The sequence below is a fragment of the Rickettsia bellii RML369-C genome (assembly GCF_000012385.1).
Lineage (GTDB): Bacteria > Pseudomonadota > Alphaproteobacteria > Rickettsiales > Rickettsiaceae > Rickettsia > Rickettsia bellii.
Genome location: NC_007940.1, coordinates 1,089,927 through 1,116,439 on the forward strand (window position 1 = coordinate 1,089,927; position 26,513 = coordinate 1,116,439).

Below are 26,513 nucleotides of genomic sequence, written 5' to 3' on the forward strand. Positions count from 1 at the left end.
AGCGTTTGATGTCATCCCGTGGCTTGACCACGGGATTCAGCATAAAGCGAGAAACCTGAGCTTTTTATATTTGTATTTTTTATTTACTGGATCCCGTGGACAAGCCACGGGATGACAATGTTATACATCCAAGTTCACAACGTTCAATGCATTCGATTGTATGAACTGCCTACGAGGTTCGACTACATCACCCATTAGCGTAGAGAATATACCTTCAGCTTCGTCGACTTCTGCTACTCTTACCTGCATTAAAGTTCTTTTTTTAGGGTCAAGGGTAGTATCCCATAGCTGATCGGAATTCATCTCGCCGAGTCCTTTGAAACGCTGTACGCTTATACCTTTTTTGCCGCATTCTATTATAGTATTTAGCAATATGCTAGGAGTTAAAATATCAAATTCTTGGTTTTTTACTACTAGTTTTAATTGCTTATTAAATACATCAAAAATTGTTAGAGCAAGTTTTGATATATTTATAAATTCGAATGATTCTAACTGCTCTCTTAGCAATATTTTACGCTCTTTCAAGCCTCTACTAAAACGGAAAAATTCTATTTTATTTTCATGTTTTAAAACTTCCCAATCTGTTTTATCGGGTGATTGCTCTAAACTATTTAATGCATTTAAAGCTTTTTTAAGTCTTGAATCACTTTCATTATCAAATATTTTATTGTTAAGTAGATCATTAATTGCCAAAATTTCAGTGATAGAACGGTTAAATTTTTTGCTAGCATGATCAAGTAAGCTATTGAACTTTATAACTTTACTCATTAGCTCTTCTAGATTTTCGTTTGTCAGCTGCTCTTTATTATCTAAAGTTAAAGTAGCATCGCTAATTGCTGATTTTACTAAATAATCTTGCAGTGCTTGCTCATTTTTTAAGTAAAGCTCACTTGCTCCTTTCTTTACCTTATAAAGAGGTGGCTGTGCTATGTATAAATATCCTTTATTTATTAGCTCCGGCATATGGCGGTAAAAGAAAGTAAGCAATAAAGTTCTAATATGCGAGCCGTCAACGTCAGCATCGGTCATAATAATAACTTTATGATATCTTAGTTTTTCAAGCGAGAATTCTCGGTTATCAACACCTGTTCCAAGAGCTGTAATTAATGTACCAATTTGATCCGAGCCAAGCATTTTATCAAACCTTGCACGCTCAACATTTAGGATTTTACCACGCAGAGGCAATATAGCTTGAATTTTGCTATCCCTACCCTGCTTTGCTGTACCACCCGCTGAGTCTCCCTCTACTATAAATAGCTCAGAAACTGCCGGATCTTTGGCATGACAATCTGCAAGCTTACCTGGCAAGTTCGATACTTCTAAAACTGATTTTCTTCTAGTTAATTCTCTTGCTTTTCTAGCAGCTTCACGTGCGTTAGCTGCCTCCATAATCTTATTTATAATGAGCTTTGCATCGGCTGGATGTTCTTCAAACCACTCAAGAACTTTGGTATAAACAGCATTTTCAACAATCGGTCTTACTTCAGAACTTACCAGCTTATCTTTAGTTTGGGAGGAAAATTTAGGATCAGGCACTTTAACGGAAAGTACGCAACATATCCCCTCCCTAGTATCTTCACCACTAAAAGCGTTTTTCGCTTTTTTATTAAGACCGGTATTCTCAAGATAAGCGGTAATAACACGTGTTAACCCTGATTTAAAAGCACTAAGGTGAGTTCCGCCGTCACGCTGTCTAATATTATTGGTAAAGCACAGTATATTTTCATGATAAGAATCATTCCAGTGCATAGCAAGCTCAAGGCTTATACCAGATTCAGTATTATCTGCATTAACTACGATACATGAATGAACAGCGTGTTTTGCACGATCTAAGTATTTTACGTAAGCTTCAATTCCGCCTGTATAATAAAATTCTACTTCTTTTACTTCTTCAAATCTATTATCTGTTAATAAAATTTTTACTCCAGAATTTAGGAAAGCAAGCTCACGAAGACGATGTTCTATTATGCTGAAATCAAACTCTATGTTAGTAAAGGTCTCTACTGATGGGAAGAAAGTAACTTCCGTACCTTTTTTATCTACATTTTCTTTAACAACTGCAAGCGGTGCTTCCGTTATCCCGTTATTAAATCTAATAAGATGTTCCGTATTATTACGCCAGATACGTAGCTCAAGCCAATCAGAAAGAGCATTTACAACCGATACACCAACGCCGTGCAGACCACCAGAAACCTTATAAGAATTCTGATCGAACTTACCACCGGCATGTAGCTGCGTCATAATTACTTCAGCTGCCGATATACCCTCTTCCTCATGAATCTCAACAGGTATACCTCGCCCGTTATCAGATACGGTTACCGAGCCGTTTTTATTTAAAACGACTCTTACTAAATCACAATAACCGGCTAATGCCTCATCGATAGCATTATCGACCACCTCATAAATCATGTGATGTAAACCAGATCCGTCACCAACATCACCGATATACATTCCTGGTCTTTTTCTTACAGCTTCAAGACCCTTTAAAACCTTAATAGAATCAGCACCATATGATGATTCATTCAACTTTTCTTCAAATTCCGACATATTATATTATTAAGATAAATAAAAAGCTAGTAGACGAAGTTTTATTTGGAAAAGAGCAAGGCGTCCCCCAGCTGATAACCGGAGCGTACATATAGTATAGTAGCGGATTATCAGCAAAAGACAACGTAGCCAATTTTTCAAATAAAACGAGTATACTTTGTATTTGTTGCTAGAGACAATAAAAATAACTATAACGGAACTTATCAGATTAGTAAATGTAAATATGATAAGATAACAATGGATAAATTAAAGCTAAAAAATATTTTTGATGTGATGGATGATTATGACGTATTTTTGTTTGATCTTTGGGGTGTAGTAGTTGAAGGCGGGCATACCTACCCTAATGTTGTGCAGAATATTAATAAAATTATTGAACAAAAAAAAGTATATTTTGTTACTAATGCTCCGAGAAATATTTTTTCTCTGCATCAGACACTCAAATCTTGGGGATTAAACGCTAAACCAGAAATGATTATTAACTCTGGTGAAGTAGCTGTGCAGATGATTTTAGAAAGTAAAGAGCGTTTTGGTATTGAAAAGCCGATAATATATCATTTAGGTCATCTAGAAAATGATATCATAAACGGCATACAGTGCCCTATCACTGATGATATTCAAAAAGCTAATATTCTCCTAATGACAATTTATAGAGATGAAAGTAAAAATTTAGATTTAAACGAATTTGATGAGCTATTTAAAATTGTCGTAGAACGCAAGATAGTCAATATTTGTGCTAATCCTGACCTTGGGATAAATCAACACGGAATTTATAGATATTGTAGCGGTTATTATGCTCAGAAAATAATACAGCTAGGCGGTAAAGTAATCTATAGCGGTAAACCTTACGAGGAGATATATAGCAAAGTTTTACAAGAATGTCCTAATATACCTAAGAATCGTATGTTAATGATAGGCGATACTTTTTATACTGACATACTTGCAGCTAATTGGCTTGGCATAGATTCAGGTTTAGTTTTAACAGGTAATTCTAGGGATTATCACCTCGAGTTTGGTAATATTGACGATAAGCTATCTAATTTAAGAAAAGCAGCCGAAAAACAATCGGTTATGCCGAGTTTTGTAGTAAGTTTGTCTTGATGACGTCATTGCGAGCGAGCAATATATGTCATTCCCGCAAAAGCGGGAATCCAGTCAATTATATTGTCATCCCGTGATTTATTCACGGGATCTTGTGCCATAGAATGTGTCCTAAGATACTGCGATCAAGCGAGCTAGTATGACAGACTTTTTTCTGGATTCTCGCTTTTAGCTCGGAATGACAAAAAAGAACTCTATTGATGTTATACTAATAATCTGCTATACAAGAAGCCTTAAGCGGTCGTGGCGAAATTGGTAGACGCGCAGCATTGAGGGTGCTGTTCTGTAAAAAGATTGGAAGTTCAAGTCTTCTCGACCGCACCAACTTCAATTAAATACCTCTCTGATTATTCTGCTGCTCTTTTCGGTTTAAAACCATTTCTGTAAAACTTTTTTTCACCGGTACTTTAAATTTTATATCTGCTCCTAGACTTTTCTTATTCATAAATGTTTCTGCTGACTGTACAAATGATGCAAAAATTTTTTTATCACGTATTATCTCTGCATTTGAGTATGTAGTTTTTGACATTTCAGGATGAAATTGAAAAGTACGAATTGGTGCACCAAATTGTGATTCTGTTGCTTCAATTTCTCTATGTTCGTTTGTTGCGGTTACTTTTAACAAATCTTTATTATCTATTAATCTATTTTTTCCACCTATTTCTTGTACTTTATCATTATGCATACCCCAAAATTCTTGATTTAAAATATCTTTTGTAGGAGAATTTCTTTTTATTATTGATGCTAATTCTGAATCAGGCTCAATAATTATTGAATCATGTTTATGTTTTGATACTTCGTCTATTTTTCCCTTAAGATAGGCATTAATAATTTGATGTCCTCCACAAATCCCCATTATCGGCATACCTTTTTCTATAGCAACTTCTAGCATAGCCATTTCAGCAAGAGAGCGGGCAAAATCAAATTTATTTTTTTCTAGGTTTACCTGTCCTCCAAAATGCTCAGCTATTTTAGGATCAACTGAGGAATTATTACCAGGGATCACTAAAGCATCTTTATCAGCTAAAAACTCTTTTGCTTTTCTTTTCGCTTCGTTTACTATTTCTTCATTGATTTTTTTCTCTGCATTAGCCGATTCTGGTACTATTTTTCTGTAATCGATATCTTCGACATTACAATACTGATATTTTAATTTATTACGTGTTGCTTCTGAAGTTTCCCCTCTAACTTTAGAATTATAGCTTACTGCAATTTTAGGTATTGATGGTAGATTTTCAAAAAATTTTGTTCTCGTAACTTTTGTATATACCGTTTCCTTTAATTCTTCTGCACGTTCAATTAGCTTATTAGAAATTTCTGTATGACCTAATAATTTACTCCAATATAAAGGAGTATATCCGGCTTTATCAGTAATATTGACTGTAGGGTAATAATCTAAATATTTATCAAATATTTTACTATTTCCTTGCTGGGCTGCTAAATGTAAAAAAGTTTCACCGTTATTATTTTTTAAATTAAAGATTTTTTCTTTATCTTGGCTATTTTCTATTAATAGTGAAATTATATTTACATTTCCTCTGCGTTCTAATAAAACATTTAAAACAGTATTGCCGTCTTTATTTTTAGCTTCAACATTTGCACCCATCTTTATTAGAGCATCAATTATATCTAAATTTTTAGTATTTATAGCTGTAAATAAAAGCGGGCTTCCATCTTTATCAACTAAATTAGGATTAGCTCCTTTTTCTAATAAAGCATTAATTATCTCTAAATTTTCGCTTTTTATAGCTTTTAAAAAAATAGGATATCCGCTTATATCTAATGCATTCAAATTAGCTCCTTTATTTAAGAAAGCATTTACTATATCTAAATTATTACTTTGGATAGCTTTTAATAAAATCGTGTTCTTTCTAGGAGGTTGTAAGTTAGGATCAGCTCTATTTTCTAATAAGATATTAATAATATCTAATCGTTTTGTACGAATAGCAGCTGAAATTATAGGTTCTCCATCAGCGTCAACTGCATTAGGATTAGCTCCATTTTCCAATAAAACACTAACAATATCTAAATTTTTATTCCGTATGGCAGATAAAATACAAGGTTTATCGTCTTCATCTAATATGTTAGGATCAACACCTTCTTGTAATAATTTTTGAACTTCTTTTAAGTCATCATTTTCAATTGCCTCAATTAATAATTCTTCATCCTTATTCATAAATTTCTTTCTAATATCTTAATAAAAATTATTAATTTAAGTATGCATTTAATACGTTAGTTTTGTCAATATTATTTAGCTTTGAGAAATATTAAATAATGAAAATTATGTATTATGATTAGTTATTTAGTACTATTTAATCTATTATGTTAAACCTCTTATAATTTTTTATATTATTGTTATTTTAGTTTTTCGATTTCTTTCTTAGTTAAACCTGTAAAGTCTATTATTTGATCTAAAGGCTTATTTTTTACTAACATCTTTTTAGCTAAAATAATTTTTTCTTTTTTAATTCTAGCTCTTTCTTTTTCGATACCTTGTTGCTCCCAATGATGTGCTAAATTTCCATAATATTTGCTATATTATTTTAACTTCTCAATCTCTTCTTTTTTTAACTTAGTATATTTTATAATTTTTTCTAGCGGCTCTTTGTTAGCCATCATTTCTTTAGCTATAGTAATTTTTTCTTTTTAAATCTTTATTCTACTTCTAGCTCTTTCTTTTTCAATACCTTGTTGCTCCCAATGATGTGCTAAATTTCCCATAATATTTGCTCCTAATTCAGGATTTAAATGTGATTTAAGTATTTTTTCTAATTCTATTTTATCATTTTCTTTTATTCTAGTTGTACATAATCAACTCCACTATTAGAGTCAGCAAACTCTGGTAAAGTATTGGCTAGTTGTTTCCATCTTGGTAATAAATCATGCTCATTTATATATTTCATTAGAATTTGTAAAGGAGCAAGCCAAGGTCTTTCTTTTAATTGTTCATCAGGAATATCAAACAAGTTGATTAGTTGATAATCGTTGCTCCAAGTTTCTTTTGCCAGCTCGCTATTTTCAAATAAATCCCACAAGTTTAAAGGAGCAGTATATTTTTTATGATCATTTGAATATACTAACGGATATATAAAAGGAAACTTTTTAGAATCGGGATGCGAATTTAAGTGTCTTTCAGCAATATTTAACATATATTTAAACAGGCGAAAAGCCATAAGAGGGTCAGAACTACTTTGATGTTCACACAAAATATATATATAACCATCTCTATTATTAATTTTAGCAGAATATAAAACATCTGTAATAGTTTCTTTTAAGCTTGGCTCTATAAAACTATCATTTTCCAATTTCAAAGTAGAGGGCAAGAATAAAACTTTTATTTCAGTTGGTAAATATTCCTCAAAGAATTCTTTAGCTATTAATGGATTTGCTAAAGCTTGCTGAAAAAACTTATCATGCTCTTTTCTATCTGACATAATTTTATTATTGTAACTAATAAGAGAGTATTATACAAGCTTTTCTATTATAAGTATACATTTAATAAATTTAAAGAGTAGATAAACGAGACTCTATTATTGAGTATAGTTAAAAAACTATTGCTTATTTTTGTTCTGTAATTTATATTGATTAACAAATCGTACACCATTCTACGTTAAACCTAGCTAACCAGCAAATAATTATAATTAAATAGGTCTGCAAGCCAGACTATTATAGTCAATTCAGTTGAATTTTGTGACAGGCGTGAGGGTAGAGCTTATAATAATAGGCAAGACGATGAACAACCTGCTACATGCGTTCAAATCAATTGACTATAGGTAAGGGATTATGCCTAATTTCAGTATGTTCAAAAGCATATTACCTGATCATCATGATCAATTTGCTGAAATTTTTGATCAAATTAATGATTTATTAGAAGATCATAATTATAATGCTGCGGCTAGCAGGCTTGCAGAACTTCATTATGCTGATTTAGCTGATTTCTTAGATAATTTAAGTCCTAAAATCTATAAAATAATCATTCCCCTACTACAAGACAAAATCAAACCTGAAACCTTGGTTTCATTAAATGCTTACAGCAAACCTTTAATAATAGAAACGCTTGGTATTAAAAAATCAGCAGAATTAATTGATAAGCTAGATATAGAAGATGCTATTGAAGTTGTAATTGACTTAGATGATGATATTAAAGATTTAATTTTAAATAATCTTTCTAAGGAAAAAAAACATCAAATTACTATTGGGTGTACATATCCAGAAAATACAGTAGGAAGAGTAATTGAGCGAGATTTTGTTAATCTTCAAGAAAATTGGACTGTTAAAGAGTCGTTAAATTTTATAAAAACTGTCAAAAATGACTTCCACGCTGCTATTGTTACAGACAATAAACTACGTCCTATCGGTATCATCTCTCTTAGTACTTTAATTAAGCATGAAAAAAATGAATTGGTGAAAAATTTAATGAGTAAAGATTTTAAACTGGCTGATAGTTTCACCGATTTAAATGAACTTAGTTTCATTTTTAAACAATATGCTTTAACTATAGTACCAGTGGTCAATAAAAATGGTAAATTAATTGGTAGCGTATCTATTGACAATATAATCTATATTATTGAAGAACAAGCCGAAAAGGATATATTATCGCTAAGCGGTGTGCATACACAAGATACCTTTTTTAATTTCTTTTATACTGTAAAGCATCGATTTCCTTGGTTATTTGTTAATCTGATTACCGCTTGCATGACTTCGCTTATTATTAATCATTTTAATGATACTATTGCAAAGCTTGTAACACTTGCAGCTACTATGCCTATTGTAGCCTCTATGGGCGGCAATGCAGGTACGCAAGTTATGACAGTAACAGTTAGAGCACTTGCCAATAAAGATATTCATTATAGTAACGTAAGTAAAATAATCTTAAAAGAAATAGCCGTATCGGGTTTTAACGGCTTTGTGCTAGCAATTATCGGTGCAGGACTTAGCTTTGTGATGCTGATGGACCTTAATCTTAGCGTAATTTTTGCTATTGCTGTAATCTTAAACTTTCTGGTAGCAGGGTTATTTGGCTCTGCTATTCCTATATTACTGCACTATTTCGATATTGACCCAGCTGCTGGCTCTGGTGTCTTCCTAACTACCCTAACCGATGCTTTAGGCTTCCTCACCTTTTTAAGTCTTGCTCACGTCTTTTTGGTATAGCATAAATTAAAAGCTCTAGATTTTAGGCAGGGGAGGATTTGCTTTTGTTTTAGATTTAGTTTGTTTAATTTTCGACGGCAATACTGGATTTTTTAATTTCTTCAATTCTTTAAAATTTTCCTTTAATTCCTCTAGGTTTTTCTGCTTATCTTTATCAACTGAAGATATTATTGCACCTGATTTATGTAGCTCTTTTGAAAGCTGTTCTAACTGCTTTCTTACTTCCGGTTTCATAGTAAAGTAACAAATTTTACTACCTATTACTTCTTTTATATTTTTAAGATTTTCTTTTGAAATTTTGTAATATTTTATACCACAATAATTAGCTATTTTTGACCATATAGATCGTTTTTGATAAAGCTCTTGATGAATTATATCTATTAACTTTTTTTTGTTAGAAGTTAGTGCTTCAATTGAAAATTCCTCTAAAAATCTAGATATACGTCTCTTAATTTTTTCTCGTTGTTGACCTTCAATAGCTATTTTTTTATTTTGCTCTAACTTTCCTATTGATGTTTCAATTATTGAAGATATTTCGGCTTCTTTTTCCTCATTTTTTTTATTCTCATATTTTTCTTGAGTATTAGCATGCTTTTCTATATATGCTGCTAATTTTTTCTCTACCAAATTTTGAACATATTTGCCGTTAGGGTTTCGTATGTCACTTTCTGCGATCAGTTTATCCATATCAGATAACTTCTCATATTCTTTTATTTCTCGAAAAAGAGGAGCATATAGCAGAAAATTAATACTTTGAGCAATCCTACTATCTATTGAGTCTTTGGAATCCCTTTGGGGATAAAATTTTTGTTTGAGAACGAAATAATGGTTTAATATTTCTTGAGGTATATTTTTGATATTAAGAGGCTGTAATTCTGACTTGGAGTTAAGTTCGGCTTTCATACCATGACGTTTTGCCTCTAATAATAATAATTCTCCCCAAATTTTATTATCAGTAGTACGACAAACAAAATTCGGGTCATTAGCCGGCATTAGCTCGCTTGCACGTTCCATTACTGCCCTATTTAATTTATGTAACTGATTATTTTTAAGATTTGTATTTATAATAGATATAAAAGCTTCTCTCTGCTTTTGCTTACTTGCAGTACTAAAGGCTTGCTGTATTTTTTCTAAAACTTTTAAATCAAAATTCTCATTTTCTAATTCTTCAATAACTAAATCTGCTAAATTTTTATTTGTAATAGAATTTTGATTCTTCTTTGATTCTTTTAACATATATGGTAATAACTTAATGACACAATTATATTAAATATGTAATAAACTAATTACTATGAAATTTTACTGACTATATCACTAAAATTTTAGGATAGTAGCTCGTAGGTCATAATTCTGTTTCAATAGTTCCTAAAACTTTTACTGTAATTATTTCATCATCTAATTTACTATACATTACTGATTCTAAAATATCTGAAGATGCTAAATTACTAATATAAATACCATCTATATCATTTAATACTTTATTAACTACTATTACTCTAGTATCTTTATTGTCTGGATATCCTAATTCTAATGAATTATCTAATTTGCGTTTAAATATAGGCAACTTAACTACTTTATTTAGATCATGCTCATTAATATATTTACTTATAAATAAACACATTGTACTTTCTGCTAAGCTCTGTTTAACATAATGATTTTCTAACTCATCTTTACTTTCATCTTTTAAATTTTTTTGATGTAAATTATATATTTTTTTCTGAGTTTCATCATCTTTAAACTTTTTCAAATAAAAATTATTAACTAATAGTTTATAAAGCTGCAATATTGAATTAGGAAAATTAATTGTTAGATCTCCTTCTTCATTAAATTCAGCGGTAAAATTATTTCTTATTGCCTCTAAATAAAGTAAGTTACGTAATATAGAATCATCTGATTTGCGTAGAAAAAAACTTAGATCTTCAGAAACAGATAAATTTATAGCATGCTCCATTATTTTTTCGTTAAGACCATGTAACCCTTCATCAGATATTTTACTTTCTAAATTCAATAGAAATAATTGTTTTATATGTTTCGGTAAATTTGATAGTTTTTGTAGTTCTTGTAAATCTTCTAACGTAATTTTCTTGCTTTTAATATTATAAATTATATGTTCTGCAATATAATTTATCTCATACTCATTATCATCACTTTTAACTGTTATACAAAAAAATTTAGTAAATTTCATTTATCCTCCTTAAATATCAAAAAGGCATATTATGCATAGTTAATAAATATTAGCAAGAATTTTATACAATAGTTAAAATATTTTTAATTTTTACTGAGGGGATGATGTAGTAACGCTTTTTTAAGATGGTTAGTTTGAAGATGAGTGTAAATTTGAGTAGTAGAGATATCAGCATGACCTAATAGCTCTTGAATAACACGTAAATCCGCTCCGCCCTCAAGCAAATGGCTTGCAAAGCTATGACGCAATACGTGCGGGGAAATATGCTCAGGATTAAGGCCAGCGTAAAGAGCAGCCGATTTTAAGAGAATAGCAAAATTTTGCCTAGTCATATAACCGGCAGCAGCTGAAGAGGGGAATAAGTAAATAAGATTTTTTGGTTTTGTTTTATTTACAAAGTTATCTCTAACTACTAAATATTTAACAAGACTATTAATAGCCGGCTCATTTATTACTATAATTCTTTCTTTATTACCTTTACCAAGCACGGAAAATATTTTTTTTACCTCTCTTGACACTTTATTACTTAAAATATCGCTGAGTTTAAGGCTAACAAGCTCTGAGACTCTAAGACCGCTAGCATACAGCAAATGAATCATTGCATTAAGCCTAGCACCTTCAGGTGAAATATCTTGCGAGCAATATTCAAGCAATGATTTAATATCATCTATAGATAATATTTCAGGAAGTTTATTTTGATATTTTGGTAAATCTATATTTAGTAAAGGATTTAAGTTAGTATGGTTTTCACTAATTAAAAATTCATAATAACTTTTTATAGTTGATATTTTTCGGTTAATAGAACGAGCTTGCAAACTATTTTCTGCTAGATACTCAACCCAATTTCTAATATTGTCAGTAGTAATATTTAATTCTGATAATTTTTGCTTGGCAAGATAATTATGAAAATCTAATAAATCACGCTTATAACTAAGTATGGAATTTTTTGATAATGCTCGCTCAGCGAGTAACATTTCTAGGAATTGTGAAATAAATTCCATAAAATTTTTAATTTTAGATGGAGGCTAGGGTCGGAATCGAACCGACGAATAGAGGATTTGCAGTCCACGGCATTACCACTTTGCTACCCAGCCAGTATTATTAATGTCATCCCGTGGCTTGTCCACGGGATGACAGGATTAAATAACAAACCGCATATTACCAACAATAAAGAAAAAAAGCAAATAATATATTTATACAAACTCACTAATCTGTGATTTTGCAAATAGTTTAATTTGGAAATCAATAAACTCTGCATTACCATTTGCACCTATTTCAGCAAACTTATTAGCTTTAAGTAACAGGTCATAATCTCTTGCTAAATCAGCAAAGAAAAAATCCATCTCACCGCTTTGCTTTACACCTAGAATCTCACCACTACCCCTTAGTTTTAAGTCCTGCTCAGCAATATAAAATCCATCATTAGTTTGCTTCATTATCTCAAATCTACCACGCCCAACTTTACCAAGTCTTTTAGGGTTATATAGCAATATACAATATGATTGTAAACTACCACGCCCTACTCTGCCTCTCAGCTGATGGAGCTGAGCAAGCCCGAAACGCTCGGCATTTTCGATAATAATTAATGTTGCTTCAGGCACGTCTATCCCGACCTCGATAACAGTTGTTGCAACTAATATCTTAATTTCGCCATCCTTAAACTGTTTCATTACAGCATCTTTTTGCTCATTTTTCATCTTACCATGGATAATACCAGTACACCCCTTATAGATATTCTCAACCGAATTAAAACGATTCATTACATCCATTAATAGGCTGTCCGCTTCTATTGTCATCCCGTGACCCCGCCACGGGATCCAGTCAAAATTATTGGCATTATTAGCTGTTTTTTGGATACCGCAGTCGAGCCGCAGTATGACATCGGAGATTTTCGCTTGCTCTATCAATGGACATATCCAATATATTCGCTCGCCTGCAACAAGCTTCTTATTTATCGCTTCTAAAATATGTTCGATTTTATTGATAGACATAGTGTTTGTAGCAATAGGCAGACGATTTTTGGGCTTTCCTTGAAGCTTAGATATAGTCATATCCCCAAACATAGTAAGAGCAAGACTTCTTGGAATTGGTGTTGCAGTCATAACTAAAACATCGGGGTTTATACCTTTATTTATTAGATCAAGTCTTTGCTGCACTCCAAATCTATGCTGCTCATCTATCACTATATAACCAAGCTTCTTAAAATTTACTTTTTCTTGAAATAAAGCATGAGTGCCAATTAATATATCAATTTCACCATTTTCAAGCTGCATCATAATATTTTTTCTAGCTGAGCCGAGTATTTTACCGGTAAGTAATCCAATTTTTATATCGGTATTTTTCAAAGCTCTAACAAAAAACTCATAATGCTGATTGGCAAGTAAGTCAGTCGGTGCCATTAATGTTGCCTGAAATCCTACGGCTGCTACATTCGTCATGGTAAGCAGGGCTACTAAAGTTTTACCTGATCCAACATCACCTTGTAGTAATCTCATCATCTCAATGCCGCTAGCCTGATCTTTTTCTATCTCTTCTATTACTTGCTGCTGATAAGAAGTTAACTCAAACCCAAGACTATTTAGTATATTAGTTTGAACTTGCTTTGCTTTAGGATAAATATTACCATGCTTTCCTACTATTTGCGTACGTGCCTTAAAAAGAGATATCTGATTAGCGATGAGTTCTTTAGTGGCTAAGGATTTTTTATGTACATCGTCATTGCGAAGCCCCTTTAGGGGCTGTGGCAATCCAGAAATTAATGATTTTACATCACTAGATTGCCGCATCGGCATAAATGCCTCCTCGCAATGACGAAGAGCATGCACCCCTTTCAAACTTTCTAACACTTCATCCAAATATTCCTTTACCTCTTTATCCTGCACATTCTTACATTTCTCTTCAAACATATCTATTGCTTTTATGATATATGAATATAACTGTTTGTTACTAATTAAATATGTCAAAGAATAAATAGGCTCTAGTTCCTTTGTAAGCTTGGGATTAACGATAAATTCAGGATGAGAAATTTGTAAGTGATGATCAAAAAACTGTACTTTACCGCTGATAGTATGCTTACTTCCAACTTTCAGCTTATTAAAAATAAATGGAGGCGGTTTATGAAAAAATACTAATAGCAATGAACCTGTATCATTACTTGCTGTAATTCTTAGCGGCTGATGGCTTTTATTGGGTAGATTAACGCTTTCAATTATTACTTCTACTTGAATTAAATCCCCCTCTCTAACCTCTGTTAGATTAGGTGATAATGTTTTTGTTTGATAAGAAACAGGGGAATAAAATAGCAAATCACGAATATTACTAATACCAAGCCTTTTAAGGGCAGCTATAGTATCTTCACGAATATTAATAAAAGCTTTGATGGGGGAAAATAAACATTTCTCTAAAATAGTTAGCATATATAATCATAATTACCTTACATATGAATATATACTTTATAATAAAAATTAAAATATAATTTTAAAAAGCATCGTATGTCATTGCGAGCGAATGAAATGAGCGTGGCAATCTCATGAAACAATGCGATACTCCTGAGATTGCTTCGTTAATTACTTCGTAATTTCCTCGCAATGACTAATTTTTAGCAATAAAAAGACTTATAAATCCAGTTTTAGACCTGCTCTAACTATAGCTGAAGATTTTAAAGGCATACCCTCTATAAATCCTGCTGTTTTATAACCACCTGAACCAACTATTTTAAATGTATCATTTAAGCTAAGTTCAAAATTAACAGCTCCAAAGCCACCTTTTTTACATTTTTCCTTTAAAGGAGTAGCAGTTAGCATTTTAGGCTGGTTCCAATAAGCAGCTTCTAAACCTAAAGAAATAAAATCAAATTTTGCTAAGTTATTTGCCTTAATTCCAACACCATAAGACTTAAATTTTTGATTTTTTCCGTAGTTAATATTAAGTTGTATATATTTATCATCAATAACAAAATGATTAACTAAACCACGCTCTAAACCGTATGGAGCAAGTATAGCTCTGGTAGCCGGTAAATATTTTACTCTTCCTAAATTAATCATTGGAATATTGTCAAGATTAGTATTCATTACAAATGAATAAGCAGAATAGAATAAAAATGGATCAATTAAATCTAAATAAGCATAAGAACGCATTTTGCTTTTCGTAATATAATTATCACCATATATGCTATTCATCAGTTTTGTATAAGCATTAATATTATTGCCCTTTTTATCAGTTTCATTAAAATTAGTGTCAAAAATATAAGTTGCTTGATCTAATCTTGCTATAAAATAACCTATACCATAAGTAGGGTTAATTTTATTACTGCTCATATATCTATCTTTAATATTTTCAGATAATAGATAACTTGCTTGCATTCCTCCAACATCTATAGCTGCTTTTTTATGAACCTGTAAAGAATCAAAATCTTTTGCCTTATATTGAGTGAATCCATCGAAAGGATTAACTTTATACTTTGTTACTTTTAAGTCAAACTCTCTCATTCTAGCACCATGCCCACCTATTTCATGATTAGCAACCATAACCCATGAAGCAGCAGTAAATCTTGTGACATAGCTTAAAATATTCATAGCATATTATCAGAATTAGAAAATATAGCATCGTCTAACGCACGATATCCTTCGAGCAATGACATAGCGGCATTACTACTTGATATAGAAGACATATCTTTATCATAAGTTAATACATAACTATATCCTTTCTTGGATGAGGTATTATCTATGCTTGATGCATTTGCTGCTACTGACAAAATACATGTAGCAAAGGCTAAACTTAATTTACTTATTTTCATAATTATTAATATTTGTTAATTTATCAGAAAGGCATTATATATAATATTTCTAATATATAATATTTCTAAAATTAACAAGTAAATTTTTTAATAAGTTAAAGTTGTTAATATTCTTGACTTATTATGAAAATCCCCATAATTTCTTAATAGTAAGTATTAAATAATAAAAAATTTATGAATAAAATCTATCCTTCAGCTGAAGCAGCCCTTGAAGGATTACTTTATGACGGCATGACCATCATGTCGGGCGGATTTGGTCTATGCGGTATCCCTGAAAATCTAATCAATGCCCTACTTAAGAGCAACGTCCAGAATCTTACGATTATTAGCAATAATTGCGGTGTTGATAATTTCGGTCTTGGTTTACTTCTTCAAACTAAACAAATCAAAAAAATGATCTCTTCTTATGTAGGGGAAAATAAAATTTTTGAACAACAATATTTAGATACAAGTATTAGAGCTTGAATTAAACCCACAAGGAACTCTTGCCGAGCGAATTAGAGCTGCTTGTGCTGGGATTCCCGCTTTCTATACTAAAACCGGTATAGGTACAATCGTAGAAGAGAATAAAGAAACTAAAGAATTTAACGGCGAAAAATATATAATGGAGACAGCACTTCAAGCTGATCTTGCTATTATTAAAGGCTATAAAGCTGATAAAAGCGGGAATGTTATTTATATAATAAAACCGCTAGAAATTTCAACGCTGTAATGGCAGGTGCGGCAAAAGTCACTGTTTGTGAAGTAGAAGAAATAGTTGAAGTTGGTGAACTCAATCCTGATGATATTCACACTCCTAATATTTTTGTGCAGAGGCTAATAGTCGGTGAAAAATACGAAAAACGCATTGAGCAACTAACAACAAGAGCAAAATAAATGGCTTGGAGTAAAGAACAAATTTATCAAATAACAGCAGAGCTTGAACTTACGGACGGCTTATATGTTAATCTTGGTATAGGTATGCCAACTAACGTGGCAAACTATATCCCTAAAGGCGTAACTATAACGCTTCATAGTGAAAATGGTATGCTTGGGATGGGCCCTTTTCCTTATGTAGGTGATGAGGAACCTGACTTAATTAATGCCGGTAAGCAGACTATAACGGCTTTGCCAGAAAGTAGTTATTTTGACAGTAGCTTTTCTTTCGGGATGATTAGAGGTGGGCATATTGATTTGACTATTTTAGGAGCTATGCAAGTTTCAGAAAAAGGCGACCTTGCTAACTGGACTATCCCGGGTAAAATGGTTAAAGGTATGGGCGGGGCTATGGATTTGGTCGCCAACACCAAACGAGTAGTTGTTATAATGGAACATAATGCCAAAGATGGCGGTGTTAAATTATTAAAAGAATGTAACTTTCCTTTAACAGGTGCTAAAGTAGTTAATAGAGTAATTACCGACCTTGGAATTTTTGATATTGATAAAGATAAGATGATACTCTCTAAAAAAGCCGAAGACGTTACTGTTGAAGAAATAAAATCCAAAACAGAAGCTGAATTTGTAGTGAATTTATAGAAAATTCCCGTTATTGCGAGGAGGCATTGTTGCGTGGATCGAAAAGCACTTTCAATGTCATCAACTATGTTTTAAATTAAAAAGAAGAGATTTTAATTTAGCATTAGCGATGACAATAATTTTACGCATTAAAGCGGTAAGAGCGACCATTTTCTTTTTACCATTGTTAATGAGTCGCTCATAAAAGAGTCTTAAACCAGAAGTCTTGCTATTACGGGCTGACATAGCAGCAAGGAATAGTATAGCTTGACTCCTGCTCTACCATGTCCTACCTTTCTATATCCTTGATATTTACCACTATCATTAGCTTTTGGAGCAAGCCCTGCAAGAGAAGCAATCTGCCGTCTTGTTAACTTCCCTAACTCCGGTAATAATATTAATAACTCAAAAGCAACTATATTACCAATGCCATTTATCTCTTTCAATATCTCATGCTTTGCTTTTAACAGCTGATCTGATGATATAATCACTTCTACCTGATTAGTAATCTCTGTAATTTGATTACTTAAAACATCTATCATATTTATACAGCTATTTTTAACAAACTTATCTGTATTTGCTTGTTGTAATCTATTCTTTTCGGCAACTAACATTTGCTTTAAATCATTCCGTCTTTGTACTAACCGAAATAATTGTATATTTTGTTTTGATTCAGGCTTAAATACTTCAAGCTTATCTGCTCGCTCCTTACCATATAATCCTAATGCTTTAGCATCTAACTTATCTGTTTTTGCACTATTACCATATGATCTGATAAAATTCTTTACCTTTCTTGCATCTGCTCTATGTACTACATAACCTCTTTCACATAAGCTATACAATAACTCTAGTTCATATCCGCCTGTTGTTTCAACTACAGTTAGAGAGTTTGCTAAAATATCCTTATTATCATTAATAAATTCAAATATACCGAAACTTGTATTCTCATATTCTTTTGTATCTTTTATGCCCTCTATTCCTACTACAAAATTATATTTTCCTATATCAATTCCTATATGTTTGTGATATTTTATCATATGTACCTCGAGATTTTATATTGTTTAGGATTGTAATCGGGCGTGCTTATCGCATCCCTTCCAACTATTCAAACTTCTCGAGAGTCGGGCTATAGTACCTTGATGACTCCGGTCGTATAAAACCTACTATACCGTGACGGTCGCTTATGCCCGCTTAATACCCTATATCATTATATAGGGTATTAACACTCTCTTATAAATGTTTATATTACATTTATAACTTATATTATATCACTTTCTTTTCTTACAATACCGTAGCGGCATTGCCTGCGTGGATCGAAAAATGCCCTATATGTCATTCCGTTGATCGCAGGAATCCAGTATAAAGCGAGATAAATCGAGCTTTTAATTTTAAAAATTTGCTGTATTTATGCTTTTTTTCTTGGATTCCTGCGATCAACGGAATGACATCGGAATCACGCAGGCAATGCCTCAACGGGATGACACCGAAGATACTCTCGGCTTATACAAGTAATAACATTAAAAGCTTTTTCTTTTCTTAAGTTGATTCTTGCTTTTGCAAAAATAAAAGTTTCACCATTTTATAGTGATAGAATAATGATCCTACCGAGCTTAGTAAAATTATTATAAAATCTAATAATAGATTTTGCTTTAAAAATAATTCTAGAATACTTACCTTAACAAAAAATAACGGACTAATTGGCAAGCCGCTGCTACAAATTACAGCTATTATTACTAAAACTTGGTTCGGTTTTTTCTGATATGCTTCTTTATAAGCAGCAATTAGAAAAAGAGCTATTTTATTTACACTATCTATAATCAATAAACATGGTAAAATTTTCATACCGCTATTGGTAACATATAATAAAAATACATAGCCTATTTGAGTAATACACGAATATACTATAATTTTCTTAAAATTCTCAGCTTTATAAGCAAAATAAGGAGCTATGATAAGCGTCAATAAAGCAATAGGTCTTATAAAATTGTTAATTGCTAGTTTAATCGTTTCATAATTTATAATGAGATAGGTAAATTTATATATTATATATACACCTATTATGGTCGAAATTCCTGCCAAATATACTAAAATCACGGAGGCAGTGGTGCTATAAGCTCTCATCATCCAAAAATGCATAGGGAAAAAAGCAGTTTTTAAAATACCCCCTATTAAGAAAAATCCTATAGATAAAGTTACAATACGTGAATTAGAATATTTTTGTAAAAATCCAGCTACATCTAGCATATTTAAACTACCGGTAATACTTAGCAGAAAGCCTATAGCTATAAGAATCAAGGTTGCACCGATACTACCCATTATTAAATAATCAAGAGCACCAATTAAAGATTTAGGGTTACCACCACTAGCTATCAAAACATAGCTACTAAGTGCTGAAATCTCTATAAACACGTATAAATTAAAGAAATCATTAGTACTAACCATCCCTAAATAACCCATATGAGCAAACAACAATATAGCGAAAAATAAAGCTCTTCTATTGTGGTTAATATATTTTAGGATAGTTTGGTTAGTGATGTTATAGCAAAAAATTAGAAAGAATAATAAAACCGAATTAAGGTAAACAATAATAGCTTGATTCAAAGAGGTTAAATAATACTCAATTCCGATAGACGAAGCCCACCCTCCCATCACATAAGAAATCTCAGTATTTTTTACAATAGAATATCCATAAATACTAACTATGAAGCTTGTTAAAATAGAGCAGATAGTAATGATTCGAGTTAATAAAATAAAACGAAAAAATATTGTCGCAAGTAATGCACCTGCAAATGGGAATAAAATCTGTAAGATAGGAAAATGCTTAGCTAAGATCATGGGTTTTTATTCAAATCGGTGTCATCCCGTGGCTTGGGAACTAGATCCAGAAAATAATAAAAAATACTAATTTTATTAGTATTTTTAACTGGATCCCGTGAATAAATCACGGGATGACAATACATAAATAACATACTAGAAATATATCTATTTATCAAAACTAATTTCGTTTTCTGATATTGTACCAAAGTGTTTATAAATTTGATATATGAGACTTAGAGCTACGCTAAGTGTTGCAAAGCCCACTACTATAGCTGTTAGCATCAATACGTGAGGCAATGGGCTGGTGTAGGTAGTGACGCCTTCTTGCATAATAGGTACAATACCTGTTTTAACTTTACCTAAAGCTAAATAAAAAACTAATACTGAACTTTGAAAAACCCCAAGTCCAATAACCTTATGAATATAATTATGGCTTGTAAGCATTATAAACAAACCCGAAGTAAGTAATATTAAAGCAAAAAAATATATTAAGTGGGACATAAAATTGTCATCCCGTGGCTTGTCCACGGGATCCAGAAAAAATTTTGATTAAAAGACTGGATCCCGTGGTCAAGCCACGGGATGACAGAACTCAGTATGCTCTAAAAGATTCATTGAATATACAAGTAATCTTTTTACCTTTACGTACGGCAAGTTTTGGGAATACTTGTTCAAGAATAACTAAATTAGGGTTATCTGGAGCGAGGCGATAATTTACTAAAGACTCACGCAGTGAATCATCTACAGCAAAAATCCCAGGAATTTCAGAATTTTTATCTCTAAATTGTAGATAGGTGAATTCGCCATCGTCAAAAATTTTAATAGGAGCTATTTCTTCACTACCGCTAATATAATAGTTGAAGTTATATTTTTCTGGATGATTAAGATCAGGGGTTGCTGAAGAGGCAATATAAGTTTGCATGTGACCACCAGCATTATCATTTTCATCATCAGGATAGAGGAACTTGACGTTAAAAACCATTTCTGGATCACGCATATCAAGAGTCTCAGCAGCGTATAGTTCAAAGAAATATGTTCGTTTATTAGTAATTAAGGTCATATTAGTGGTAGCGTCCTGCTCCATAGGTTTAATAAAAATCCTATGACCTGCAGGTACTATTTGCCATGAGGTAGTATCACCCATAGAGATACTCACTATTTCTTCATCTCTTGCAAGTTCTATACTTGCTTGATAGCCGTAATATCCTGTAAATTTAAAAACATCATCAGGGTTATAAACCATAACTCTTAAACGAGAATCTTGCCCCAAAGGTCTTGACTCTCTAATAGCAAATATATTTAATGTAAAAAATATTATTGTAAAAAATATTATTAATTGCTTCATATTATTTCTGGTTTTTATCTTTTAATAATTTTAGCTTATAACTGGTAACAGTAAAGTTAAATGAAGCATTAGGCGGAAGATTTGCACTGATAGAATCCATTATATAACCTATTTTTGCTTCCCATAACATATTTTCTAAAACTTCCCCTGCACTATTTTTAGCTAATGACTCAAAAGTAACAACTACTTCATTATTATTTATATTCTGAATTGATGTTATACTAATTGAACGCCTATATAATTTTTGATATCGCATAACCGGTGATAGTGGGTTATCAATATTCATAAAATTAGCAAATTGCATATAAACAATACTTGTAGAACTATTTTTAATAAAGACAAATTGTTGTTTTAATAAATCATAATTATATTCTTCTCGCTGTAGCACATAATTTTTGAGCATAATATTAGCAACAGAACCATAAGGATCACGCAATGTAGATTCTTTAGTATTAGTAATAGTAATAGTAGCTTGTTTTTCGGTACTACATTTTATCAAGTAGCTTATTTTTTCGTTTATAGGTAATAATACATCAATATTTATACAAATTATAGCAAGTAATAATGTAAATGTTGCACATGCTAAAAGTAAAAGAGACCTACTACTTAACGGCACTACATATTTAAAGCTGTACCATTTTCTTGCATCACTAAAATATTCGCCGGATTTAACATATTCTTGTACGGCACTAAGTACTGGATCCATAATTATTTAGTAATTGATGTGTATTTTTATTCCCATAACCTTAGCATAATTATTTTAATATAATTATCATTTGTTAATTTAAGATTATTTAAGTTATAAAATAACTTTATATTGTTGCTACAATACCAAAATACTACTTAAATTTTAAAGTTAAAATAAATAATTTATAAGTTTAAATTATACAATAATAATTATTGATGGTAATAATATTGTATCAATATTATTGTTATATAACACTGTTTACAATCTTTTTAATATTTTTTTATACTTAAAATAAATTTTTGTAAAAAATGCTTGTGAACAATTATATACTAAGCTAATTTAAACAAGTAATAAAATAAACCACTATTATATATTTAAGATGTTAAAATTATTCAAGTTTGGGGTATTATTAATTATGCTTTCACAATTATTATCATGTACACCCTCAGCACCTTACGAAATTAAAAGCCCGTGTGTTGCAGCTGAAATTAATGATGAAGCAGAGTTAAATATGAATCCTTGTGTAAGAAGACCGGTTAATTCTATAATAGATATAGCATAAATATATCAATGACACTTATTTCGCTAGTAACCGTTTAATATAACAATAGAAGTATGTTAGATAATATATTCGGCTTCTTTAAATCAAGTGATAAAGCACAAAATGATGCAAAGAGCGAGCAAAACCAAGCAAATCCGCTAAAGATAACTCAAAATTGGTATGAAGAACGTGCTGATAAGCTGATTGTTCAACGTAACTTATTAATAATATTACTGATAATATTATTAATTTTTATGATAATATCTACTTTAGTAATAGCTTTTGTGGTAAAATCTAAACAATTTGATCCTTTTGTCATTCAACTTGATGACACTACCGGTCGTGCATCAGTAGTAGAGCCTATTTCATCACCAGTGCTTACTGCAGATGAGTCTCTTACAAGATATTTTATAAAAAAATATATAAATGCAAGAGAAACATATAATTTTGTTGATTTCACTACCTTGGCACGCACTACTATAAGATTACTTTCAACAAGTAATCTTTTTTATGGTTATCTTGGGTATATAAGAGATAAAAACAACGATCCAAGTTTAAAGTATCAGGAAAATAATACGACTTATTTAGTAGTAAAGTCATGGTCAAAAATTGCCTCAGACAAATATATAGTTAGATTTTCCGTAAATGAAGCAACAGGAAATCAAACAGTTTATAATAAAATAGCAGTAGTAAGTTATGCTTACGTACCAATGCAATTAACAGATTCAGAACTTGATATAAATCCTGTAGGATTTCAAGTTAACGGATATAGGGTAGACGATGATAATAGTTAGATTTTGTTTTTTAATTTTTATATACTTAAGTGGCTTAATAGCTAATGCTGACTGTCCACTTTTAGAAAATGATCCATGTAGTAATATCAGTAATAATTATTTGGATGATTTATCTATAACTAGAGATAATAGGATACAAACATATATATATAATCCTAATGAAGTTTATTTATTAACATTGCATTTCGGCTTTCAAGCACATATAGAATTTGCTAAAAATGAAGAAGTTCAAAATATCATCCTTGGAGACGCCTATGCATGGAAACTAACTCCTATTGGTAATCGTTTATTTATAAAACCTCTTGAAAAATATATTCGTACTAACATGACTATCATAACTAACAAAAGAACATATGAATTTGATATTTCTTCTGTTGAGTTGATGGAAGGGCATGAGAAAGAGTTAGTATATGTAATTAAATTTGACTATTCTAAGAATAGAACAAGCAATAATTACATGGCAAGGTACTAGTGTCATCCCGTGGCTTGACCACGGGATCTCAGGAACATAGCTTGTGACAAAAGATCCCGCAATCAAGTCGCAGGATGACAATAAATAACTATAATATAATTTAAATATGGCCGAAGAGCAAAACAATAACAGTTCTTTATCAGGAGCAGATACACCTGAAGTTCAAAAAGAATTATCAAAAGTTTCAGTGAGTTTTAATAAAAGTATCGCTATCGTAGTTGTAATTTGCGGTATTCTTATATATATTTTTTATTCTCTTTTCTTTGCTCCTAAAAAGGAAGAAATTCAAAATACTAATATACCTAGCAATATTGTTAAACCTGTTGAAGATAATTCAGATAACGTACCTGAAATACCTAAATTACCGGATCCACCAAAACTTGAGACACCGACAGCTCCACCTCCTCCACCTACAGTGGAAGTACCACCAGTTTTACCTCCAACTACCCCAGTAGAAACGGATAAGTCAAAAACACTTCCAGCTCCACCTATTTTGTTACCTTCAACAAACGAACCTTTAGTTGAAAGTGACGAAGAAAAGAAGCGTAAACAAGCAAAAAGAACATCATCTATTGTGCTAGTTAGCGGCGTAGAACCTAAGAAGACAGCTGAACAAGTTGCTGCGGATGCAGTATTTAAAGATCGTGGTGACATGTCTTTAATCTTAGGGCGTGGTAAATTAATTGAGGCAGTACTTGAAACAGCCATAAATAGCGATCTTGGTGGCGAAATAAGAGCTATTATTAGTAGAGATGTATATTCTGAGAAAGATAAGATAATATTAATACCAAAAGGATCGAAAGTATTTGGTAAATATGCAACTTCAACTTCAGCAGATAGCTATGGCAGAGTTTCTGTAATATGGGATAGAATAGACTTAACTAATGGCTATACTATAGCATTTGATTCACCTGCAGTTGATAATTTAGGAAGACCAGGGGTACAAGGAAGAGTAGATAATAAATATAAGGAACAGTTTGCTAATTCAGTATTACAATCTGCTTTCAATATAGGAATTGCTAAAGTTCTTGATAAATTAGTACCTCCGCCTATAAACTCACAAGCTGCTGCTACTAATAGTGCTATTGCTACTCAGTTATTAAATACTGCTCAAACAATTTCCCAAAATACTAGTTTGGATCCAAATACAAGAATAGTTACAATTTGTACAAATGTTTTAGCTGCTATTACTGATAAAACATCTACTGCCTATACTACAATGACACAAGCCTGTACAACTGCCCAAGATGCTTCTTCGGCAAATACACCTGAACAGAGACTAGCTACATTAGTACAAGCGGTTAATACAGCTGCTTCAAGCTTGCTTACTAGTACTTCTATAGCATCGAATCCAACTCAGGCACAGCAAGCTTCTACGCAAGCTTTTACAGATATTACTAATACTGTACAAAATATGATAACTCAGCAGCAATTTAAACCTACTACAACGATTAATCAAGGTACTCCGATTAAGATATACGTTAATAAGGATTATAAATTCCCTGCTACCGTATTAACAAAATCAAAGGTAGTAAAATGAGTGATGCATTTGCTGCCTTAGAGACCTTTTTATTACCGTTTAAAGAATTATTTGCTGAAGATGGTATTAACGAGATTATGGTTAATAAACCTGGAGAGGCATGGGTTGAGAAAAAAGGTGATATATATTCTAAACAATTACCAGAGCTTGACGCAGAACATTTACTTTCGCTTGGACGTTTAGTTGCTCAATCTACTGAACAAATGATTTCAGAAGAAAAGCCTTTACTTTCAGCCACCCTTCCAAATGGTTATCGTATTCAAATAGTATTTCCACCTGCTTGTGAAATAGGACAAATCATTTATTCTATAAGAAAGCCGAGCGGTATGAATCTAACTCTAGATGAATATGCTAAAATGGGAGCTTTTGATGAAACTGCAACAGAAAGTTTAGTAGATCAAGATGAAATAATTCTAAACGGATATTTAGCTGAAAAGAAGATAAAAGAATTCATCAAACATGCAGTTATTTCAAAGAAAAATATTATAATTAGCGGCGGTACTTCAACAGGTAAAACTACTTTCACTAATGCAGCACTTACTGAAATACCTCAATTGGAAAGATTAATTACAGTAGAAGATGCTCGTGAGGTTGTATTATCTAGTCACCCTAATAGAGTTCATTTGCTTGCTTCTAAAGGCGGGCAAGGACGAGCAAACATTACTACTCAAGATCTAATAGAAGCGTGTTTGCGTTTAAGACCTGATAGAATTATAGTTGGTGAGCTTCGAGGTAAAGAAGCTTTTAGTTTCTTGCGAGCTATTAATACTGGTCACCCAGGTTCTATATCTACACTCCACGCTGATAGTCCTGCTATGGCAATTGAACAACTAAAATTGATGGTTATGCAAGCTGATCTTGGTATGCCACCTGAAGAAGTAAAAAAATATATTTTAACAGTTGTAGATATTGTAGTACAATTAAAACGTGGCAGTGGCGGTAAAAGATATGTATCGGAAGTATATTATAAAAAGAATAAAAACGCCGAAGGAATGGTGTAGTGAGAGCGTCATTGCGAGGATATGCATAGCAGAGGCGGAGGC

23 protein-coding genes, 2 tRNA genes and 2 pseudogenes are annotated in these 26,513 nt (G+C 31.8%); 10 read left to right on the forward strand and 17 right to left on the reverse strand.

Going from position 1 to position 26,513, the window contains the following annotated elements; all coding sequences use genetic code 11:
* Positions 1–120: 120 nt before the first annotated feature.
* Positions 121–2,547, reverse strand: a complete 2,427-nt coding sequence (gyrB, locus tag RBE_RS05155; protein WP_011477656.1) for a DNA topoisomerase (ATP-hydrolyzing) subunit B — start codon at positions 2,545–2,547, stop codon at positions 121–123.
* Positions 2,548–2,784: 237 nt separating this feature from the next.
* Between gyrB and RBE_RS05160 the strand changes: the two genes are divergently transcribed.
* Positions 2,785–3,645, forward strand: a complete 861-nt coding sequence (locus tag RBE_RS05160) for a TIGR01459 family HAD-type hydrolase (protein ID WP_011477657.1) — start codon at positions 2,785–2,787, stop codon at positions 3,643–3,645.
* 237 nt (positions 3,646–3,882) lie between these two features.
* Positions 3,883–3,969: transfer RNA gene (locus RBE_RS05165), tRNA-Leu, on the forward strand.
* 7 nt (positions 3,970–3,976) lie between these two features.
* Here RBE_RS05165 and RBE_RS05170 read toward each other — a convergent pair.
* From RBE_RS05170 to RBE_RS05180, 3 genes and pseudogenes are all read right to left on the reverse strand, one after another.
* Positions 3,977–5,821: an ankyrin repeat domain-containing protein gene (locus tag RBE_RS05170; RefSeq protein ID WP_011477658.1), complete on the reverse strand. Its 1,845-nt coding sequence runs from the start codon at positions 5,819–5,821 to the stop codon at positions 3,977–3,979.
* A 362-nt stretch (positions 5,822–6,183) separates the two neighbouring features.
* A pseudogene (locus RBE_RS09640) lies at positions 6,184–6,366 on the reverse strand (transposase).
* Positions 6,367–6,437: 71 nt separating this feature from the next.
* Entirely contained in the window at positions 6,438–7,079 is a 642-nt protein-coding gene (locus RBE_RS05180; RefSeq protein WP_011477659.1) for an Rpn family recombination-promoting nuclease/putative transposase, read from the reverse strand.
* A 349-nt stretch (positions 7,080–7,428) separates the two neighbouring features.
* On the opposite strand from RBE_RS05180, the gene mgtE reads away from it, so the two are divergent.
* Positions 7,429–8,799 carry a magnesium transporter gene (mgtE, locus tag RBE_RS05185; protein WP_011477660.1) on the forward strand — a complete coding sequence of 457 codons (1,371 nt, stop codon included), beginning with the start codon at positions 7,429–7,431 and terminating at the stop codon, positions 8,797–8,799.
* Positions 8,800–8,814: 15 nt separating this feature from the next.
* Here the strand turns inward: mgtE and RBE_RS05190 are convergent, their stop codons facing one another.
* The 7 genes from RBE_RS05190 to RBE_RS09295 form a co-directional block, all read right to left on the reverse strand.
* A complete protein-coding gene (locus tag RBE_RS05190) occupies positions 8,815–10,035 on the reverse strand; it encodes a DUF5410 family protein (protein ID WP_011477661.1) in 1,221 nt (406 codons plus the stop codon).
* Positions 10,036–10,141: 106 nt separating this feature from the next.
* Positions 10,142–10,984 (reverse strand): DUF5410 family protein, encoded by an 843-nt coding sequence (locus tag RBE_RS05195; RefSeq protein ID WP_011477662.1) that lies wholly within the window; start codon positions 10,982–10,984, stop codon positions 10,142–10,144.
* 83 nt (positions 10,985–11,067) lie between these two features.
* Complete coding sequence (locus tag RBE_RS05200; protein WP_011477663.1) at positions 11,068–11,985, reverse strand: site-specific tyrosine recombinase XerD; 918 nt, start codon at positions 11,983–11,985, stop codon at positions 11,068–11,070.
* A gap of 18 nt (positions 11,986–12,003) precedes the next feature.
* Positions 12,004–12,078: transfer RNA gene (locus RBE_RS05205), tRNA-Cys, on the reverse strand.
* 99 nt (positions 12,079–12,177) lie between these two features.
* Positions 12,178–14,400, reverse strand: a complete 2,223-nt coding sequence (locus RBE_RS05210; RefSeq protein ID WP_011477664.1) for an ATP-dependent DNA helicase RecG — start codon at positions 14,398–14,400, stop codon at positions 12,178–12,180.
* Between the two features lie 198 nt (positions 14,401–14,598).
* Positions 14,599–15,558, reverse strand: coding sequence for a hypothetical protein (locus RBE_RS09290; protein WP_011477665.1), 960 nt, complete (start codon positions 15,556–15,558; stop codon positions 14,599–14,601).
* The gene (locus RBE_RS09295) at positions 15,555–15,779 is read right to left on the reverse strand and encodes a hypothetical protein (protein WP_012151834.1); all 225 of its coding nucleotides are present in this window, start codon (positions 15,777–15,779) and stop codon (positions 15,555–15,557) included. The genes RBE_RS09290 and RBE_RS09295 overlap by 4 nt, the downstream gene beginning before the upstream one ends.
* 174 nt (positions 15,780–15,953) lie before the next feature.
* Here RBE_RS09295 and RBE_RS05230 point away from each other — a divergent pair.
* Positions 15,954–16,655, forward strand: a pseudogene (locus tag RBE_RS05230) (CoA transferase subunit A).
* On the forward strand, positions 16,656–17,294 hold the full coding sequence (locus RBE_RS05235) for a 3-oxoacid CoA-transferase subunit B (RefSeq protein ID WP_011477668.1): 639 nt from the start codon (positions 16,656–16,658) through the stop codon (positions 17,292–17,294).
* Positions 17,295–17,354: 60 nt separating this feature from the next.
* On the opposite strand, the gene RBE_RS09300 is transcribed toward RBE_RS05235, so the two are convergent.
* The 6 genes from RBE_RS09300 to RBE_RS05260 all read right to left on the reverse strand — a co-directional run bounded on the left by RBE_RS09300 (position 17,355) and on the right by RBE_RS05260 (position 22,141).
* Positions 17,355–17,519: a hypothetical protein gene (locus tag RBE_RS09300; RefSeq protein ID WP_011476965.1), complete on the reverse strand. Its 165-nt coding sequence runs from the start codon at positions 17,517–17,519 to the stop codon at positions 17,355–17,357.
* Positions 17,486–18,310 carry an IS110 family transposase gene (locus RBE_RS05240; protein WP_011476964.1) on the reverse strand — a complete coding sequence of 275 codons (825 nt, stop codon included), beginning with the start codon at positions 18,308–18,310 and terminating at the stop codon, positions 17,486–17,488. Before RBE_RS05240 ends, RBE_RS09300 begins: the two co-directional genes overlap by 34 nt.
* A 499-nt stretch (positions 18,311–18,809) precedes the next feature.
* Positions 18,810–20,108, reverse strand: a complete 1,299-nt coding sequence (locus RBE_RS05245) for a proton-conducting transporter membrane subunit (RefSeq protein WP_011477669.1) — start codon at positions 20,106–20,108, stop codon at positions 18,810–18,812.
* 147 nt (positions 20,109–20,255) lie between these two features.
* A complete protein-coding gene (locus tag RBE_RS05250; protein WP_011477670.1) occupies positions 20,256–20,591 on the reverse strand; it encodes a Na+/H+ antiporter subunit C in 336 nt (111 codons plus the stop codon).
* A 91-nt stretch (positions 20,592–20,682) separates the two neighbouring features.
* Complete coding sequence (gene virB9 / locus RBE_RS05255; RefSeq protein ID WP_011477671.1) at positions 20,683–21,435, reverse strand: P-type conjugative transfer protein VirB9; 753 nt, start codon at positions 21,433–21,435, stop codon at positions 20,683–20,685.
* Position 21,436: 1 nt separating this feature from the next.
* Positions 21,437–22,141, reverse strand: coding sequence for a VirB8/TrbF family protein (locus RBE_RS05260; protein ID WP_011477672.1), 705 nt, complete (start codon positions 22,139–22,141; stop codon positions 21,437–21,439).
* Positions 22,142–22,502: 361 nt separating this feature from the next.
* Here RBE_RS05260 and RBE_RS05265 point away from each other — a divergent pair, with 361 nt between their 5' ends.
* From RBE_RS05265 to virB11, 5 genes are all read left to right on the forward strand, one after another.
* Positions 22,503–22,685 carry a DUF2706 domain-containing protein gene (locus RBE_RS05265; RefSeq protein ID WP_041804700.1) on the forward strand — a complete coding sequence of 61 codons (183 nt, stop codon included), beginning with the start codon at positions 22,503–22,505 and terminating at the stop codon, positions 22,683–22,685.
* A 53-nt stretch (positions 22,686–22,738) separates the two neighbouring features.
* Positions 22,739–23,458, forward strand: coding sequence for a virB8 family protein (locus RBE_RS05270; protein ID WP_011477673.1), 720 nt, complete (start codon positions 22,739–22,741; stop codon positions 23,456–23,458).
* Positions 23,445–23,930 carry a TrbG/VirB9 family P-type conjugative transfer protein gene (locus tag RBE_RS05275; protein ID WP_011477674.1) on the forward strand — a complete coding sequence of 162 codons (486 nt, stop codon included), beginning with the start codon at positions 23,445–23,447 and terminating at the stop codon, positions 23,928–23,930. The genes RBE_RS05270 and RBE_RS05275 overlap by 14 nt, the downstream gene beginning before the upstream one ends.
* A gap of 106 nt (positions 23,931–24,036) precedes the next feature.
* On the forward strand, positions 24,037–25,470 hold the full coding sequence (locus RBE_RS05280; protein ID WP_011477675.1) for a TrbI/VirB10 family protein: 1,434 nt from the start codon (positions 24,037–24,039) through the stop codon (positions 25,468–25,470).
* Positions 25,467–26,471: a P-type DNA transfer ATPase VirB11 gene (gene virB11 / locus RBE_RS05285; protein ID WP_011477676.1), complete on the forward strand. Its 1,005-nt coding sequence runs from the start codon at positions 25,467–25,469 to the stop codon at positions 26,469–26,471. Before RBE_RS05280 ends, virB11 begins: the two co-directional genes overlap by 4 nt.
* Positions 26,472–26,513 lie beyond the last annotated feature (42 nt).

Bases quoted from the DNA above. Each gene is read 5' to 3' on its own strand.
- mgtE (WP_011477660.1), top strand. From the start codon at position 7,429: ATGCCTAATTTCAGTATGTTCAAAAGCATATTACCTGATCATCATGAT.
- RBE_RS05260 (WP_011477672.1), bottom strand. From the start codon at position 22,141: ATGGATCCAGTACTTAGTGCCGTACAAGAATATGTTAAATCCGGCGAA.
- RBE_RS09300 (WP_011476965.1), bottom strand. From the start codon at position 17,519: ATGTCAGCCCGTAATAGCAAGACTTCTGGTTTAAGACTCTTTTATGAG.
- RBE_RS05170 (WP_011477658.1), bottom strand. From the start codon at position 5,821: ATGAATAAGGATGAAGAATTATTAATTGAGGCAATTGAAAATGATGAC.
- RBE_RS05280 (WP_011477675.1), top strand. From the start codon at position 24,037: ATGGCCGAAGAGCAAAACAATAACAGTTCTTTATCAGGAGCAGATACA.
- virB11 (WP_011477676.1), top strand. From the start codon at position 25,467: ATGAGTGATGCATTTGCTGCCTTAGAGACCTTTTTATTACCGTTTAAA.
- RBE_RS05235 (WP_011477668.1), top strand. From the start codon at position 16,656: ATGGCTTGGAGTAAAGAACAAATTTATCAAATAACAGCAGAGCTTGAA.
- RBE_RS05250 (WP_011477670.1), bottom strand. From the start codon at position 20,591: ATGTCCCACTTAATATATTTTTTTGCTTTAATATTACTTACTTCGGGT.
- RBE_RS05245 (WP_011477669.1), bottom strand. From the start codon at position 20,108: ATGATCTTAGCTAAGCATTTTCCTATCTTACAGATTTTATTCCCATTT.
- RBE_RS05190 (WP_011477661.1), bottom strand. From the start codon at position 10,035: ATGTTAAAAGAATCAAAGAAGAATCAAAATTCTATTACAAATAAAAAT.
- RBE_RS09295 (WP_012151834.1), bottom strand. From the start codon at position 15,779: ATGAAAATAAGTAAATTAAGTTTAGCCTTTGCTACATGTATTTTGTCA.
- virB9 (WP_011477671.1), bottom strand. From the start codon at position 21,435: ATGAAGCAATTAATAATATTTTTTACAATAATATTTTTTACATTAAAT.
- RBE_RS05210 (WP_011477664.1), bottom strand. From the start codon at position 14,400: ATGCTAACTATTTTAGAGAAATGTTTATTTTCCCCCATCAAAGCTTTT.
- RBE_RS05160 (WP_011477657.1), top strand. From the start codon at position 2,785: ATGGATAAATTAAAGCTAAAAAATATTTTTGATGTGATGGATGATTAT.
- RBE_RS05200 (WP_011477663.1), bottom strand. From the start codon at position 11,985: ATGGAATTTATTTCACAATTCCTAGAAATGTTACTCGCTGAGCGAGCA.
- RBE_RS05180 (WP_011477659.1), bottom strand. From the start codon at position 7,079: ATGTCAGATAGAAAAGAGCATGATAAGTTTTTTCAGCAAGCTTTAGCA.
- RBE_RS05195 (WP_011477662.1), bottom strand. From the start codon at position 10,984: ATGAAATTTACTAAATTTTTTTGTATAACAGTTAAAAGTGATGATAAT.
- RBE_RS05270 (WP_011477673.1), top strand. From the start codon at position 22,739: ATGTTAGATAATATATTCGGCTTCTTTAAATCAAGTGATAAAGCACAA.
- gyrB (WP_011477656.1), bottom strand. From the start codon at position 2,547: ATGTCGGAATTTGAAGAAAAGTTGAATGAATCATCATATGGTGCTGAT.
- RBE_RS05240 (WP_011476964.1), bottom strand. From the start codon at position 18,310: ATGATAAAATATCACAAACATATAGGAATTGATATAGGAAAATATAAT.
- RBE_RS05275 (WP_011477674.1), top strand. From the start codon at position 23,445: ATGATAATAGTTAGATTTTGTTTTTTAATTTTTATATACTTAAGTGGC.
- RBE_RS05265 (WP_041804700.1), top strand. From the start codon at position 22,503: ATGTTAAAATTATTCAAGTTTGGGGTATTATTAATTATGCTTTCACAA.
- RBE_RS09290 (WP_011477665.1), bottom strand. From the start codon at position 15,558: ATGAATATTTTAAGCTATGTCACAAGATTTACTGCTGCTTCATGGGTT.